Origin of the sequence: Seohaeicola zhoushanensis (assembly GCF_014656415.1) — a bacterium.
Taxonomy (GTDB): Bacteria; Pseudomonadota; Alphaproteobacteria; order Rhodobacterales; family Rhodobacteraceae; genus Seohaeicola_A; species Seohaeicola_A zhoushanensis.
Genome location: NZ_BNCJ01000002.1, coordinates 180101 through 193926, shown reverse-complemented (window position 1 = coordinate 193926; position 13826 = coordinate 180101). Strand labels below are relative to the sequence as shown.

At 67.3% G+C, this 13826-nt stretch carries 15 protein-coding genes; 10 read left to right on the top strand and 5 right to left on the bottom strand.

Annotated features, from left to right (window positions below):
- Positions 1-43: 43 nt before the first annotated feature.
- From IE266_RS04940 to IE266_RS04930, 3 genes are all read right to left on the bottom strand, one after another.
- Entirely contained in the window at positions 44-1621 is a 1578-nt protein-coding gene (locus tag IE266_RS04940; RefSeq protein WP_189678935.1) for a DUF5928 domain-containing protein, read from the bottom strand.
- 106 nt (positions 1622-1727) lie between these two features.
- Positions 1728-2042, bottom strand: a complete 315-nt coding sequence (locus tag IE266_RS04935) for a DUF1244 domain-containing protein (protein ID WP_189678934.1) — start codon at positions 2040-2042, stop codon at positions 1728-1730.
- 59 nt (positions 2043-2101) lie between these two features.
- Positions 2102-2839: an N-formylglutamate amidohydrolase gene (locus IE266_RS04930; RefSeq protein WP_189678933.1), complete on the bottom strand. Its 738-nt coding sequence runs from the start codon at positions 2837-2839 to the stop codon at positions 2102-2104.
- A 106-nt stretch (positions 2840-2945) separates the two neighbouring features.
- On the opposite strand from IE266_RS04930, the gene pyk reads away from it, so the two are divergent.
- From pyk to IE266_RS04900, 6 genes are all read left to right on the top strand, one after another.
- Positions 2946-4391: a pyruvate kinase gene (gene pyk / locus IE266_RS04925; RefSeq protein WP_189678932.1), complete on the top strand. Its 1446-nt coding sequence runs from the start codon at positions 2946-2948 to the stop codon at positions 4389-4391.
- A 21-nt stretch (positions 4392-4412) separates the two neighbouring features.
- Positions 4413-4637 (top strand): hypothetical protein, encoded by a 225-nt coding sequence (locus IE266_RS04920; RefSeq protein ID WP_189678931.1) that lies wholly within the window; start codon positions 4413-4415, stop codon positions 4635-4637.
- A gap of 125 nt (positions 4638-4762) precedes the next feature.
- Positions 4763-4963, top strand: a complete 201-nt coding sequence (gene rpmI, locus IE266_RS04915) for a 50S ribosomal protein L35 (RefSeq protein WP_189678930.1) — start codon at positions 4763-4765, stop codon at positions 4961-4963.
- A 15-nt stretch (positions 4964-4978) separates the two neighbouring features.
- Positions 4979-5344: a 50S ribosomal protein L20 gene (gene rplT, locus IE266_RS04910; RefSeq protein WP_189678929.1), complete on the top strand. Its 366-nt coding sequence runs from the start codon at positions 4979-4981 to the stop codon at positions 5342-5344.
- Between the two features lie 113 nt (positions 5345-5457).
- Positions 5458-5934, top strand: a complete 477-nt coding sequence (locus IE266_RS04905) for a DUF305 domain-containing protein (protein ID WP_189678928.1) — start codon at positions 5458-5460, stop codon at positions 5932-5934.
- Positions 5931-6689 carry a MauE/DoxX family redox-associated membrane protein gene (locus tag IE266_RS04900; protein WP_229863899.1) on the top strand — a complete coding sequence of 253 codons (759 nt, stop codon included), beginning with the start codon at positions 5931-5933 and terminating at the stop codon, positions 6687-6689. Before IE266_RS04905 ends, IE266_RS04900 begins: the two co-directional genes overlap by 4 nt.
- Here the strand turns inward: IE266_RS04900 and IE266_RS04895 are convergent.
- Entirely contained in the window at positions 6673-7854 is a 1182-nt protein-coding gene (locus IE266_RS04895) for a YbfB/YjiJ family MFS transporter (RefSeq protein WP_189678927.1), read from the bottom strand. The genes IE266_RS04900 and IE266_RS04895 overlap by 17 nt on opposite strands.
- 3 nt (positions 7855-7857) lie before the next feature.
- On the bottom strand, positions 7858-9003 hold the full coding sequence (locus tag IE266_RS04890; protein WP_189678926.1) for a serine hydrolase domain-containing protein: 1146 nt from the start codon (positions 9001-9003) through the stop codon (positions 7858-7860).
- 157 nt (positions 9004-9160) lie between these two features.
- Here IE266_RS04890 and pheS point away from each other — a divergent pair, with 157 nt between their 5' ends.
- The 4 genes from pheS (at position 9161) to IE266_RS04870 (ending at position 13790) form a co-directional block, all read left to right on the top strand.
- On the top strand, positions 9161-10234 hold the full coding sequence (pheS, locus tag IE266_RS04885; protein ID WP_189678925.1) for a phenylalanine--tRNA ligase subunit alpha: 1074 nt from the start codon (positions 9161-9163) through the stop codon (positions 10232-10234).
- A gap of 225 nt (positions 10235-10459) precedes the next feature.
- Positions 10460-11164, top strand: a complete 705-nt coding sequence (locus IE266_RS04880) for a glutamine amidotransferase-related protein (RefSeq protein ID WP_189678924.1) — start codon at positions 10460-10462, stop codon at positions 11162-11164.
- Positions 11165-11416: 252 nt separating this feature from the next.
- Positions 11417-13078 carry an ABC transporter substrate-binding protein gene (locus tag IE266_RS04875; RefSeq protein ID WP_189678923.1) on the top strand — a complete coding sequence of 554 codons (1662 nt, stop codon included), beginning with the start codon at positions 11417-11419 and terminating at the stop codon, positions 13076-13078.
- Between the two features lie 130 nt (positions 13079-13208).
- The gene (locus IE266_RS04870) at positions 13209-13790 is read left to right on the top strand and encodes a VOC family protein (protein WP_189678922.1); all 582 of its coding nucleotides are present in this window, start codon (positions 13209-13211) and stop codon (positions 13788-13790) included.
- The last annotated feature ends 36 nt before the right edge of the window (positions 13791-13826 follow it).

The following is a 13826-nucleotide window of genomic DNA, read 5'->3' as shown; positions in this document are numbered from 1 at the left end:
CGCCTGCTCTTCCCCCGAGAGCAGGCGCTTTTTCTTGGGCGCCTCAGTCGGCGAAGAGATGATCGGGCCGCACGATCTGCAGGGCCTTCTCGGGTGCGATCGTCAGGAACTCGGCCAGTCTGCCGGCATTTTCCTCGACCGTCGCGTTCTCGCGCAGGCGGCCATGGCGCGGGAAACCGGCGTCGCGGATGCGGTCGGTCTCGTAGATCATGTCGTTGCGGATGGTCGGCAGCAGCCGGGCCAGCGTCGCGGCACTGGTCTGTTCGCCCGCCAGCCCGACCCGGCGGGCGTGGCCGGCCAGATAGTCGTCGCTGAACTGGCATTCGATCTCGAGCAGCCGGGTGGTCGAGCGGTCGGCGAAGAAATCCTCCATCAGGTCGAGGTTGCCCGGGTCCATGCAGACGATCAGCCGGTCGGTCTCGTAATAGTCGAAGAGCATCCGCATCAGCGACCGGCGGTGGCGGGTGCGCTTTTCCAGCGTCGACTGGATACCGCCGAGATCGGGCAGCGCGGTGTTCTCCTCGTTGAACAGGTAATCGACCGCAGGCACATTCGTCACCTGCCGGATCCGCTCCAGCAGGCGCTTGGCCACGTGCCATTTCTTGCAGACCACGATCATCAGCTCGCGCTCGCGCCCGAGGCTGCTCTCGGTCTCCCAGAAGCGCATCCCGAAGCGCCGCCCGATCCGGCCGCGTCCGGTGAGGAAGGCATAGAGGCTGCGCCCCTCGTTCGAGATCTGGAAGGAGACGTCGCGCGCGGCATAGAGCCGGCCCAGCCGCGCCTTGAGGTCGGTCGCCTCGGGGCTGATCTTGCGGGCGAAGAGGTAATCCTGCGCCAGCAGCAGGTCGTAATGGTCGTTGTAGAAGGTGACCGGCAGGCCGTAGTCCGAGAACAGCAGGAAGGTCAGCGTGCGGCTCTCGATCTCGGTATCCGGGACGAGGTGGCGCACCAGGGACTGGAAGAAGGTCTCGTCCGGGATCCAGGTGGTGCGGAAGAAGCGCATGACGTCGCGCCGCTTGGCCACCATCGCAAGGATCGCCTCGACCGTGCGGCGGCGCAGACACCACCACTGGCTGCCGATCTGCACCTGGATATCGGCGGGGATCGCCCGTTTCAGACCCAGGCGGCGTTGCAGGTTGAAGGCGGCGTAGAAGCGGCGCTTCTGGGTGCGTTCGTTGAAGTAGTGGCGATAGATCAGCCGGTCTTCCTTCATCCCGGTCTTGATCCAGTCGCTGTCGAAGAAATCGAAGCTTTCGATGAAGTCGACATCGCGGGCGTCGAGGAACTGGTGGGCGTATTCGGCTGTCTTGATCGCCATGCAGTCGCCCGAGAGCATGTAGAAATGCGTCGCGCGCGGGAAGGCCTCGATGGCGCTTTCCAGCGCGTTCAGCGTGGCCTGCACCAGCGACCACTCGCCCCAGCCGCATTTCACGCGCTTCTTCGCGAAGGTGACATTGGGCAGCCCGTCGAGTTCGGCCCTGATGCGCTCGTACTGCTCGGCGGGGGCGCTGGCGTCGAAGTGGATCGCCATGTTGTCGCCGGCCACGGTCAGCCGCCGCGCCTGCTGGATCACCGCCTGCGGGTCCTTGTGGCACAGGAGGATATACGCGATCTCGGCCATGTCGGGGGTTCAGGCGCCTGTGGGTGCTGCTTTTCCTGCGATGATAGAGATGAAGAAGTCGTGAATAAACCTGCAATTGCGCGGGAAGGCCCCCGCGCCGCAGGTCTCAGCCCTTCGAGCCGACGTTCTGCTCGAATGCGACCTTGAAGGCGGCCTGCTTGTCGGCGCCGGCCTCGGTCTGGTGCTTCGCCTTCCACTCGTCCATGGTCATGCCGTAATAGATCTCGCGGGCCTCTTCCTTGCCCATCTCGATCCCCTTCTCGTTGGCGGCCTCCTGGTACCAGCGGGCGAGGCAATTGCGGCAGAAACCGGCGAGGTTCATCAGGTCGATGTTCTGCACGTCGGTGCGGTCTTCCATCAGGTGCTGGCGCAGGCGGCGGAAGGCGGCGGCTTCGAGTTCGATCTGGGTCTGGCGGTCCATGGGTTCCTCCGTTGGCTTGTCTTCGATGTAGGCGCGCGCCCCGGCCTTGTCACCCTGGCTCAGAGGCCCGAAAGCGCCAGCGCGCGTTCCAGGATCGGCGCCAGGCGCTCGGCCCAGGCGCGTTGCCCGGCATTGTCGGCGATCAGGTCGTTCCTGACCTCGATCAGCACGTTGGGACGGCCCGGAAGGATCGCGTGACGGTCGACCGCATCGCCCGGCAGGTGGCCGGAATAGGGCTCGTTGTCGCCGGTGCAAAGGTCGGGTTCGGCATGAAGCAGGTCGAGCAGCGGCCGCGCCAGCCGGTCGTCGCCGGCATAGAGCACGCCGACCTGCCAGGGCCGCGGCTCGCGCCCGCGCAGCTGGCGGGTGAAGCTGTGGATCGAGAGCAGCACCGCACCGGGCCGTGCCATCAGCCGCGCCAGCTCGCGGTGGTAGGGGCGGTGGCACATCTCCATCCGCCGCTCGCGCTCGGCGGCGTCGGCGTGGCGGTTGGCCGGGATCACCGAGCCGTCGTAGAGCTTCATCAGCAGCGTCGGGTCGTCCTCGCCCCGGTTCGGGTCGATCACCAGCCGCGAGAAGTTCGAGGCGATCACCGGCGCGTTCAGGATCTCGCCCAGGTGGCGCGACACGCCCAGCGCGCCGACGTCATAGGCGATGTGGCGCTCCATGTCCTCGCGCGGCAGGCCCAGGTCGCCGCCGTTGATCGCGGGCGGCACCGTGTTGGCGGCATGGTCGCAGGTGACGAGCCAGCGGCCGGGCCGATCCTCGCCGTAGGTGAAAAACGGGGTGTATGTCATATGCCTGTCTCAAGCTTCACCCTTCTTTAGGCCAGTTGCCCGCAAATGGGAATCGCGTCATAACCGGCGACGACATGTTTGCGGTAACGCAGGAAGGAGTTGCGGCATGAGACGCGGCAGAAACGTCAAGATCGTCGCCACCCTCGGCCCGGCGTCGGACAGCTACGAGATGATCCGCAAGCTGCACGAGGCGGGGGCGGACGTGTTCCGCCTGAACATGAGCCACGGCACCCACGAGGAAATCCGCGTGAAGCACGCGCATATCCGCAAGGTCGAGGCCGATCTGAACAGCCCGATCGCCATCCTGGCCGACCTGCAGGGCCCCAAGCTGCGCGTCGGCGCATTCGCCAAGGGCAGCGAGGAGCTGACCGAGGGCGCCGCCTTCCGGCTCGACCTCGACGAGACGCCGGGCGATGCCAGCCGCGTCTGCCTCCCCCACCCCGAGATCTTCGCCGCGCTCCAACCGGGCAAGCGGCTCTTCGTGAACGACGGCAAGATCCGCCTGCGGGTCGACAGCTGCGGCCCCGATTTCGCCGCCTGCACGGTGACGACCGGCGGCACCATCTCGAACCGCAAGGGCGTGAACGTGCCCGACGTGGTGCTGCCGCTGGCGGCGCTGTCGGAGAAGGACCGCGAAGACCTTGAGTTCGCCTGCGAGCTGGGCGTCGACTGGCTGGCGCTCTCCTTCGTGCAGCGCGCCGCCGACGTGGACGAGGCGCGCGCCCTGGCCAGGGGCCGGGCTGCGGTGCTCTCGAAGATCGAGAAACCCTCGGCGGTCGAGAATTTCGACGCCATCCTCGATGCTTCGGACGGCATCATGGTGGCGCGCGGCGACCTCGGGGTCGAACTGCCGGTGCAGGCGGTGCCGCCGATCCAGAAGCGGCTGGTGCGCAGGTGCCGCGCCGCCGCCAAGCCGGTGATCGTGGCCACCCAGATGCTCGAATCGATGATCGAAAGCCCGATGCCGACCCGCGCCGAGGTCTCGGACGTCGCCACCGCGATCTATGAGGGGACCGACGCGATCATGCTCTCGGCCGAGAGCGCGGCGGGCAAATATCCGGTCGAGGCGGTGCAGACCATGGACCGCGTCGCCACCGAGGTCGAGGCCGACCCGACCTACCAGCAGATCATCGCCGCCTCGCGTGGCGGCCGCGCGTCGACCGTGGCCGACGGCATCGTGGCGGCGGCGCGCGAGATCGCCGAGACCACCGACATCAAGGCGATCTGCTGTTTTACCCAGTCGGGCACCACCGCGCTGCTCACCGCGCGCGAACGTCCCGGCCTGCCGATCATCGCGATGACCTCGGTGCGCCGCACCGCGCGCCGTCTGGCGCTGTCCTGGGGCTGCAACTGCGTGATGACCGAGGAGCTGCACCGCTTCAAGATGGCGGTGGTCAGCGCCGCCCGCGCCGCGCGCGCCGGCGGTTTCGCCACCGAGAGGGACCAGATCATCGTGATCGCCGGCGTGCCCTTCAACATGGCGGGCACCACCAACATCCTGCGCGTCGCCCCCTGCGACGAGAAGCTGATCTTCAACACCGATCCGGGCTGACGGAGCGCAACGAGAGCTGGCATGACCCACGACCAGATCCTCTCCATCGGCCTCGTGCTTGCCGCGCTGGCGATTCCGGCGATGGTCTCGGCATGGGTCGACCGCCGCCCGCCGCGCGGGGCGATGATCACGATCGTGATCGCGGCGGGGATGATCATCTATGCCGAGCGCACCAAGCCCGGCGGCTACCGCCTCGGCGATATCCCCGAGGCCTTCTATTCAGTGATCGGCGGCCTGATCCGCTGATTTTCCCGGCACAAACCCCTTGCAACCTGTCCGATGCTTGCGTAAACGGCGCCTCTGACCGCGCGGCCGGCCTATGTGGCATGCCGAGTCGCGCTTTGACCGTACTTGAAGAACAGGAGACGGAAATGCCCAAGATGAAGACCAAGTCGAGCGCCAAGAAGCGCTTCAAGATGTCCGCCACGGGCAAGGTGATCACCGCCCAGGCCGGCAAGCGCCATGGCATGATCAAGCGGACCAAGAAGTTCATCCGCGATGCCCGCGGCACCACCACCCTTTCCGCCCCCGACGCCAAGATCGTCAAGGGCTACATGCCCTACGACCGCTGATAGGAGGCCCGAGAGATGTCCCGAGTCAAAGGTGGAACCACCACGCACGCCCGTCACAAGAAGGTCTTGAAGGCCGCCAAAGGTTACTTCGGCGCCCGCAAGAGCAACTTCCGCACGGCAACGCAGGCCGTCGACAAGGCGAACCAGTATGCAACCCGCGACCGCAAGGTCCGCAAGCGGAACTTCCGCGCGCTCTGGATCCAGCGGATCAACGCCGCTGTGCGGATGCATGACGAAGCCCTGACCTATTCCCGCTTCATCAACGGCCTTTCGCTGGCCGGCATCGAAGTGGACCGCAAGGTGCTGGCCGACCTGGCCGTGCACGAGCCCGAAGCCTTCGGCGCGATCGTCGCCCAGGCCCAGGCCGCTCTGAGCGCCTGATCGGCACCGCCGCGAGAATTGAAGGGCCGTCCCGCCGGGGCGGCCCTTTTCGTTTTGGCGGAACAACCGACCCGCGCCCCGCGTTTCCCTTCCATCCAACGGAAGGGGAAACCATGTCCAGCTATCCGCGCTTCCTGCTGATGATCGCCACCTCGACCGGGGTGATGTTCTGCCTGACCTATCTCAATTCCTACGTGCTCGGGCATGTCTACTTCAGCGAGACACGCCTCTACATGGCGCTGCTGATGGGTTCGGTCATGGCGGTGGTGATGCTGACCTTCATGCTCGGCATGTATCGCAACCGCGCGGCAAATCTCGCCATCGTCGCGGGCGCGGTCGTGGTCTTCGCGGTCTCGCTCTTCCTCGTGCGATCGCAGGAGACGGTCGAGGATGTCTCGTGGATGCGGGCGATGATCCCGCACCATTCGATTGCCATCCTGACATCGGAACGCGCGCATCTGTCGGACCCGCGGGTGCGCGAACTGGCCCAAGGGATCATCGAGGCCCAGAAGCGCGAGATCGCCGAGATGAAGGCGCTGATCGCCGACCTCGACGACGGCGGCGCCCGGAGTGCGCAGGTGAGCCAATGACCGCCGCCGCCACCGAAGCCGTCACCGAACGCCCGCGCGCCGTGCTCTACCGCATGGCGACGCCCGACCACCTCTGCCCCTACGGTCAGAAGAGCCGCTACCTGCTGGAGAAGCAGGGCTTTGAGGTCGAGGATCACTTGCTGACCAGTCGCGAGGAGACCGAGGCCTTCAAACATAAGCATGGCGTCGAGACCACGCCGCAGACCTGGATCGCCGGGGTCCGCGTCGGCGGCTACGACGACCTGCGCGAGCGCTTCGGACTGAAGGACGACAGCGACACCAGCTATCGCCCGGTGATCGCGATCTTCGCCATTGCCGCACTGCTGGCGGGGCTGCTGGTCTGGCTCACCGGGGCGGATCTGCTGCGCGGCATCGAGTGGTTCGTGGCGCTGGCGATGGTCCTGCTGGCGCTGCAGAAGCTGCAGGACGTCGAAAAGTTCTCGACCATGGTGCTGAACTACGACCTGCTGGCGCGGGCCTGGGTGCCCTATGGCTATGCCTATCCCTACCTCGAAGCGCTGGCCGGGCTGCTGATGGTGGGCGGCCTGCTGCCCTGGCTTTCGGGGCCGGTGGCGCTGGTCATCGGGCTGGTCGGGGCGGTTTCGGTGTTCAAGGCGGTCTACCTCGACGGGCGCGAGTTGAAATGCGCCTGCGTCGGGGGCGACAGCAAGGTGCCGCTGGGCTTTGTCTCGCTCAGCGAAAACCTTGCCATGATCGCGATGGGCGTCTGGACGCTGGTCAAGCTGGCTGGCTGAGCGGCCGCTGCAACAGCGCGCAGACCGCCCCGGCCATCAGGATCACGGCGGCGGCGACGAGGCTAACGCCGATGCCGCCGGCGAGGTCGCCCAGCCATCCGGCGGCATAGGGGCCGACGGTCTGCGCCACCGCGAAGATCACCGTGTAGAGGCTGATCGCCCGCCCCCAGGCCGCCGGGTCGAGGTTGCGCCGCACGAAGTTGGTCACCGCGCCGGGCGACATGAAGACCGAGAGCCCGAAGATCGCCGCCGAGAGCACCAGCCCCAGCGCGTTCGGCAGGATCACGGGTAGCACCGAGCCGATGGCGATCCCGGTCAGCACCATCGCCAGCGGCATGCCGGAGGCGAAGCGCGCGAACACCGGCCGCCAGACGAAGGGCGAGACGCAGAGGCAGATGCCCAGCATCACCCAGACAGAGGCGATCAGCGGCGGGCCGGCGCCCTGCTCGGTCATCCAGGCCGAGAGGAAGGTGAAATAGACGATGTAGCCCAGCCCGAAGCCGGCATAGCCCGCCATCTCGCCCAGCATCCCGCGCAGCGGCAGCGGGGCGGCGCGGTGCTCCTTCGGGGGCGGGACATGCACTGCGCGGGCTGCCCAGAGGCTCAGCGGCAGCATGGCGAAGCAGGCCAGCCCGATCAGCGTCCAGGCCCAGGGCCACGAGCCGTTGCCCCAGGCGCCGATCATCAGCGGCAGCACCGCGCCGGCCAGCACGATCCCCGCGCCGCCGCCAAAGCCGAAGAGCAGCGCGATGGCCAGCGCGTTCTTGCGCGGCTCGGTCTGGAACAGCTGCGCCGTCAGCGCCCCGGCGGTCGAGAAGGACATCGCCCCGAACAGCCCGGCCAGGATGCGCCACAGGGTCTGCCACCACATCGCCTCGTCCTGGCCGGTGGCGAAAAGCGCCACCGCCGTGGTGACCAGCCCGAAGCTGAACAGCCGCGAGGGGCCGATCCGCCCGATCAGCACCATGGTCAGCACCGCGCCGCCGAGATAGCCCAGCGCGTTCACCGTGTTGAGCCAGCCGGCCTGGGCATAGGTCCAGCCCAGCTCTGCCTTCATCGCGGGCAGGATCAGCCCATAGGCGAAGCGGGCAAAGCCGTTGGTGACGGTGACGCCCAGCGCCAGCCCGAAGAGCACCAGCCAGGGGCGTTTCAGCTCGCCGCTCACCGCTCAGGCCCCGGCATAGACCGCCCGCTCGAAATCGTCGTAAAGCTGCAGCATCCCCGGTTCGAGGAAGGGCAGCGACTGGGTCATCAGCACCGCGGCCAGCCCACTGGCCGGGTCGATCCAGTAATGCGTGTTGCAGATCCCGGCCCAGCCGAGCGACCCTGCGCGGCGCTTGTCAGGCAGGTCTTCCTCGAAGCGCATGAAGACCGCGCTGTGGGTCACCCGCTGCCCCGGCGCGAGGTCGACATCGCCGCTCAGCCGGCGGTCGACCGAGATCATCGGCGGCACCGTCAAACCGCCCATCTGGTCGGCGCACATCGTGCGCAGCGCCTTGGGCGAGAGCACCCGCTGCCCGTCGAGCGCGCCGCCGTTCAGCACCATGCGCAGGAAGCGCAGGTAGTCGGGCGCGGTGGAATAGAGCGCATGGCCCATGCCATAGACCTCGGGGTTGGACGGCGGCCCGATCCGCATGGGCGCAAAGCCTCCCTCAGGGGTGCGCCGCGACACCACAGCCAGGCGGTCGGCCAGCGGTTCCGGTTCGAACATGGTGTCGCCCATGCCCAGCGGCGCGAAGATCTCGTCGCGGCAGAAGGCGTCGATGCGCCGCCCGTCCACCGCCTCGGCCACCTGCCCCAGCCAGTCGGTCGCCAGGCCATAGCCCCAGCGCGTGCCGGGGTCCGAGGTCAGCGCATACATCATCGCCGCCCGCGTGCCGGTGATCGCCAGCGGATGGCCGGTCGCCTTCATCCAGGCCCGGGTTTCGGGGCTCCAGGTGTCGTATTCCAGCCCGGCGGTATGGGTCATCAGGTGACGCACCGTCGCCACCGTGCGGGGCGCGCGCATCCGGGGCTGGTCGCCGTCCCAACCGTCGAGCACCTGCAAGTCGTTCCAGCGCGGCAGCACCTCGGCCACCGGCGTGTCGAGGCTCAGTTGCCCCCGGTCGATCAGGATCATCGCCGCCAGCGAGCCGATCGCCTTGGACATCGAGAAGATGCGAAAGCCCGTGTTCTCTGCCGCCGCCTGCCCCGGCGCCGCCTCGCCCGCCGCGCCGCTGAAGGCGACACCCTCTGCCGTTGCGGTCATCGCCACGACGAAGGGGACCTGGCCCCCGGCCACGGCCCGGTCCAGCACCGATTGTAGTTCCTGCACGTCGTTCCTCCCTCTCTCGCCGGTCACGCTATCGGCAGCGGCGGGGCGCGTCCATTGGCGACGTGGCGTGCCATCCAGCCGCCCTTCGCCCGAATAGCGCATTGCATTTGCGCGGTGCGGCGGCTAGCAGAGCGTGGACTTTGAACCGGAGACCGTCATGGACGATCTGAGAACCAGATATCTCGACGCCATCGCAGGCGCGGCGGACGAGGACGCGCTGGAAGGCGTGCGCGTCTCCGCGCTCGGCAAGAAGGGCGAGATCGCGCTCAAGATGCGCGAACTGGGCGGGATGAGCCCCGAGGAACGCAAGACCGCAGGCCCGGCGCTGAACGCGCTCAAGGACGAGATCACCTCGGCGCTGGCCGCCCGCAAGGCCGCGCTTGGCGATGCCGCGCTCGACGAGAGGCTGCGCGCCGAATGGCTCGACGTCACCCTGCCCGCGCGCGACCGGCGCATGGGCACCGTGCACCCGGTGAGCCAGGTGACCGAGGAACTGACCACCATTTTCGGCGAGATGGGCTTTGCCGTCGCGCAGGGGCCGCGGGTCGAGACCGACTGGTACAACTTCGACGCGCTGAACATCCCCGGCCACCACCCCGCGCGGGCCGAGATGGACACCTTCTACATGCACCGCGCGCCCGGCGACAACCGCCCGCCGCACGTGCTGCGCACCCATACCTCGCCGGTGCAGATTCGCACCATGGAGGCCCAGGGCGCGCCGCTGCGCATCATCTGCCCGGGCGGCGTCTATCGCGCCGACTACGACCAGACCCATACGCCGATGTTCCACCAGGTCGAGGGCCTCGCCATCGACCGCGATATCTCGATGGCCAACCTCAAGTGGGTGCTGGAGGAATTCTTCTCGGCCTTCTTCGAGGTCGACGACATCAAGACCCGCTTCCGCGCCTCGCACTTCCCCTTCACCGAGCCTTCGGCCGAGGTGGATATCCAGTGCTCCTGGGTCGACGGGCAGCTGAAGGTCGGCGAGGGCGACGGCTGGCTCGAAGTGCTCGGCTCGGGCATGGTGCACCCCAAGGTGCTGCAGGCCGGCGGGATCGACCCGAACGAATGGCAGGGCTTCGCCTTCGGCATGGGCATCGACCGCATCGCCATGCTGAAATACGGCATCCCCGACCTGCGCGCCTTCTTCGACAGCGACCTGCGCTGGCTGCGGCATTACGGCTTTGCGAGCCTCGACGTGCCTACCCTGCATGGCGGGCTTTCGCGCTGAGGGATTGCGCCGCGCTGCGCGCGTCGCCAGGGCGGGGGGCTCCGCCCCCCGCACCCCCCGTGAGTATTTGAGAAGAGAAGAAATCAGGGGCGCAGGTCCCGGCTTCTTTCTGTTGCAGATACTCACTGAGGGCGGCCTGCCCGGATCGCGCCGCCGGAGGTATCGCACCCTTGAAGCCGCGCAACGCTTCTGGAAGGGTCGAGGCACCTTTACCGGAGATCTCTCATGCCCCGCCGCGTTCTGCTGATCCGTCACCGTCATGGCCCCGAGGACGACCGGGTTGCGACGACACTCGCCGCCAATGGCTACGAAGGAGACAGCCGCTATCCCTTCGCGGGCGATCCGGCCGGCGAGGTCGGCGGCGATGTCGCGGGCGTGGTGATCTACGGCGGGCCCTACAACGCTTATGACACTGCCCAACACCCCTTTCTGCGCGAGGAATACCGGCTCATCCGGGAAGCGCTGGCCGCCGACGTTCCCCTGCTTGGCATCTGCCAGGGCGCGCAGATGATCGCGCATCATGCGGGCGCCTGGGTCGGCCCGCCCGAGGCGGGCTGGCACGAGTTCGGTTACTACGAGATCTCCCCGACCGAGGCGGGCCGCGACTTCCTGCCCGCACCGCTGCACATGGCGCAGGCGCATTTCCATACCTTCGACGTGCCCGCCGGTGCCGAATCGCTGGCGTCGAGCGCGCTGTTCCCCAACCAGGCCTTCCGGATGGGGCCGCGCACCTACGGCTTGCAATTCCACGCTGAGCAGACCAAGGCTGGATTCACTCGCTGGCAGAACGACTCCGATCTCTACGGCAAGCCCGGCGCGCAAAGCCGCGGGGAACAGACTGCGCTGATGCACCGCCACGACGCCGCGCAGGACGCGTGGTTCACCCGATTTGTGTCCCGGCTGTTCCCTCCGACGCCCGCGATGTCTTGAAAAGCGCATGAAATGTCGGAGATGTCATAGTCTCTTTCCCCCGCTGCGTATTGCATCTCAACTCACCCGGGGCCTACCATGCCCCGGTAGACCGACTTCGGGGAACGTGGCCCACGCCGCGCGGAAGGGTCGGGAGGGAGACAAGGACAGGATCGGCGGCCCGGACTCCGGGAGCTGCAAAAATGTTACCGATACCCGGTCAGAAAAGCGGTGCGAAAACCGCGGCAACATGACTCAACAGAGAGGAAGACCATGACCTATACCACGCGCACCGGAAAACCCCTGCCCCAGTCGATCGTCGACTCGGCCGGCAAGGTTGGCAACGATCCGGTCAACCGGCGGGAATTCCTGGCGCTCGCCAGCGCCTTCGGCGCCACCGCGGCGACCGCCTACTCGATGATCGGCATGGCCGCACCGGCCAAGGCCGCAGCCCATGCCAAGATGGGCGGCGTCGTGCGCATCCAGATGGAAGTGCGCGGCCTCAAGGACCCGCGCACCTACGACTGGAGCCAGATCGCCAACTTCAGCAACGGCTGGCTGGAATACCTCGTGTTCTGGGAGAATGACGGCACCTTCTCGCCCATGCTGCTGGAAAGCTGGGAGATCAACGACGACGCCACCGAATACACGCTGATGGTCCGCAAGGGCGTCAAGTGGAACGACGGCAGCGACTTCACCGCCGAGGACGTGGCCCGCAACATCACCGGCTGGTGCGAGAAGGGCATGGAAGGCAACTCGATGGCCGGCCGCTTTGCCGTGCTGATCGACGAGGCCACCGGCAAGGCCCGCGAGGGCGGCGTCGAGGTGGTCGACAGCCACACCGTCAAGCTGCACCTGCCGCGCCCCGACATTACCCTGATCGCCGGCATGGCCGACTATCCGGCCGCCATCGTCCCGGCGGGCTTCGATGCCGCCACCATGCTCGACAAGCCGGTCGGCACCGGCCCCTACCTGCCCGAGAGCCTGGAAGTGGGCGTGAAGGGCGTGCTGGTGAAGAACGAGAACCACGAGTGGTGGAACAAGGGCAACGGCGCCTGGGCCGACCGCGTCGAGTTCATCGACTACGGAACCGACCCCTCGGCCTGGGTGGCCGCGGCCGAGGCCGACGAGGTCGACATGCTCTACTCGGTCGATGGCGATTACATCGACATCATGGGCGCGCTCGACGGCTGGACCCAGCACGAGATCGTGACCGCCGCCACGGTGGTGATCCGTCCCAACCAGCTGGCCGAGGTCGACGGCAAGAAGCCCTATGCCGACCCCAAGGTGCGCCAGGCGATCATGCTGGCGGTGGACAACAACGTCCTGCTCGAGCTCGGCTACGGCGGGCGCGGCCAGGTCGCCGAGAACCACCACGTCGGCCCGATGCACCCGGAATACGCCAAGCTCGACCCGCTGCCGCACGACCCGGCCAAGGCGCTGGAACTGCTCAAGGAAGCGGGCATGGAAGACTTCGAGATGGACATCGTCTCGATCGACGACGCCTACCGCAAGGACACCACCGACGCCGTGGCCGCGCAGCTGCGCGACGCCGGCTTCAAGGTGAAGCGGACGGTTCTGCCCGGTTCGACCTTCTGGAACGACTGGACCAAGTATCCGTTCAGCTCGACCAACTGGAACGCCCGCCCGCTGGGCGTGCAGATCTGGGCGCTGGCCTACAAATCGGGCGAGGCCTGGAACGAGTTCGGCTATGCCAACCCCGAGTTCGACAAGCTGCTGGAACAGGCGCTGGCCACGGCCGACGTCGAGAAGCGGCGCGAGATCGTGGCCAAGGGCGAGAAGATCCTGCAGGAGGATGGGGTCACCATCCAGCCCTACTGGCGCTCGCTCTACAACCACACCAAGTCGAACCTGGAGGGCGGCGCCCACCACATCGGCTTCGTGATCATGCCGTCCCGCCTGGCCTGGACCTGATCACCGCCCGAGAATTGCGAAGGGCCGCCTCCGGGCGGCCCTTTTGCCTGCGCAGACCCCCTGTGCGCGGATGCCGGTTTCCCCGGAGGCTGCTTTCGCGCATCATCGCGCCACAGCCAGGGAGGACGACATGCGCAAACTCCAGACACAGGGCGTGCATCACATCACGCTGACCGGCGCCGACCGGCAGACCTCGATCGACTTCTGGGAGGGCGTCCTGGGGATGCCCTTCGTCTTCGAGCAGCCCAACCTCGACAATGCCGCCGAAGGCCATCTCTACTTCGATCCCGGCGACGGGCGGCTCATCACCATCTTCACCAACGAGGAGCGCAAGCCCGACCGCCGCCGCACCCCGACCGAGCCGGGCTGCGTGCATCACCTCGCCTTCGCGGTCTCCAAGGCCACCTTCGACCAGGCGGTGAAACGGCTCGACGAGCGCAGTATCGGCCACTCGGGTCCGAAGGACCGCGGCTTCATGGATTCGATCTATTTCAAGGATCCGCTGGGGCTGCTGATCGAACTGGCCTGCTACCGCTTCGAACCGCCGGCGGGCTGCACCCATGCCGATGTGATGATCCGCGCCCACCGCATCCGCGTGGCGCGCGGCGACAAGAACATCGAGACCGAGCACCTGGCCGACGCCATCGAGGAGCTGGTGCTGGCGCGGCAGGAGTCGCTTTCGGCCGACCGCGGGCCGCGCGACCCGTTCTGAGGTCCACGCCCGCATCCGGCCTTGCCTCGGGGGCGC

Coding starts and splice junctions, on each gene's coding strand:
- pheS (WP_189678925.1), top strand. CDS start 9,161: ATGGACGATCTGAGAACCAGATATCTCGACGCCATCGCAGGCGCGGCG.
- IE266_RS04940 (WP_189678935.1), bottom strand. CDS start 1,621: ATGGCCGAGATCGCGTATATCCTCCTGTGCCACAAGGACCCGCAGGCG.
- IE266_RS04935 (WP_189678934.1), bottom strand. CDS start 2,042: ATGGACCGCCAGACCCAGATCGAACTCGAAGCCGCCGCCTTCCGCCGC.
- IE266_RS04905 (WP_189678928.1), top strand. CDS start 5,458: ATGTCCAGCTATCCGCGCTTCCTGCTGATGATCGCCACCTCGACCGGG.
- IE266_RS04930 (WP_189678933.1), bottom strand. CDS start 2,839: ATGACATACACCCCGTTTTTCACCTACGGCGAGGATCGGCCCGGCCGC.
- IE266_RS04900 (WP_229863899.1), top strand. CDS start 5,931: ATGACCGCCGCCGCCACCGAAGCCGTCACCGAACGCCCGCGCGCCGTG.
- rplT (WP_189678929.1), top strand. CDS start 4,979: ATGTCCCGAGTCAAAGGTGGAACCACCACGCACGCCCGTCACAAGAAG.
- IE266_RS04880 (WP_189678924.1), top strand. CDS start 10,460: ATGCCCCGCCGCGTTCTGCTGATCCGTCACCGTCATGGCCCCGAGGAC.
- IE266_RS04920 (WP_189678931.1), top strand. CDS start 4,413: ATGACCCACGACCAGATCCTCTCCATCGGCCTCGTGCTTGCCGCGCTG.
- rpmI (WP_189678930.1), top strand. CDS start 4,763: ATGCCCAAGATGAAGACCAAGTCGAGCGCCAAGAAGCGCTTCAAGATG.
- pyk (WP_189678932.1), top strand. CDS start 2,946: ATGAGACGCGGCAGAAACGTCAAGATCGTCGCCACCCTCGGCCCGGCG.
- IE266_RS04870 (WP_189678922.1), top strand. CDS start 13,209: ATGCGCAAACTCCAGACACAGGGCGTGCATCACATCACGCTGACCGGC.
- IE266_RS04875 (WP_189678923.1), top strand. CDS start 11,417: ATGACCTATACCACGCGCACCGGAAAACCCCTGCCCCAGTCGATCGTC.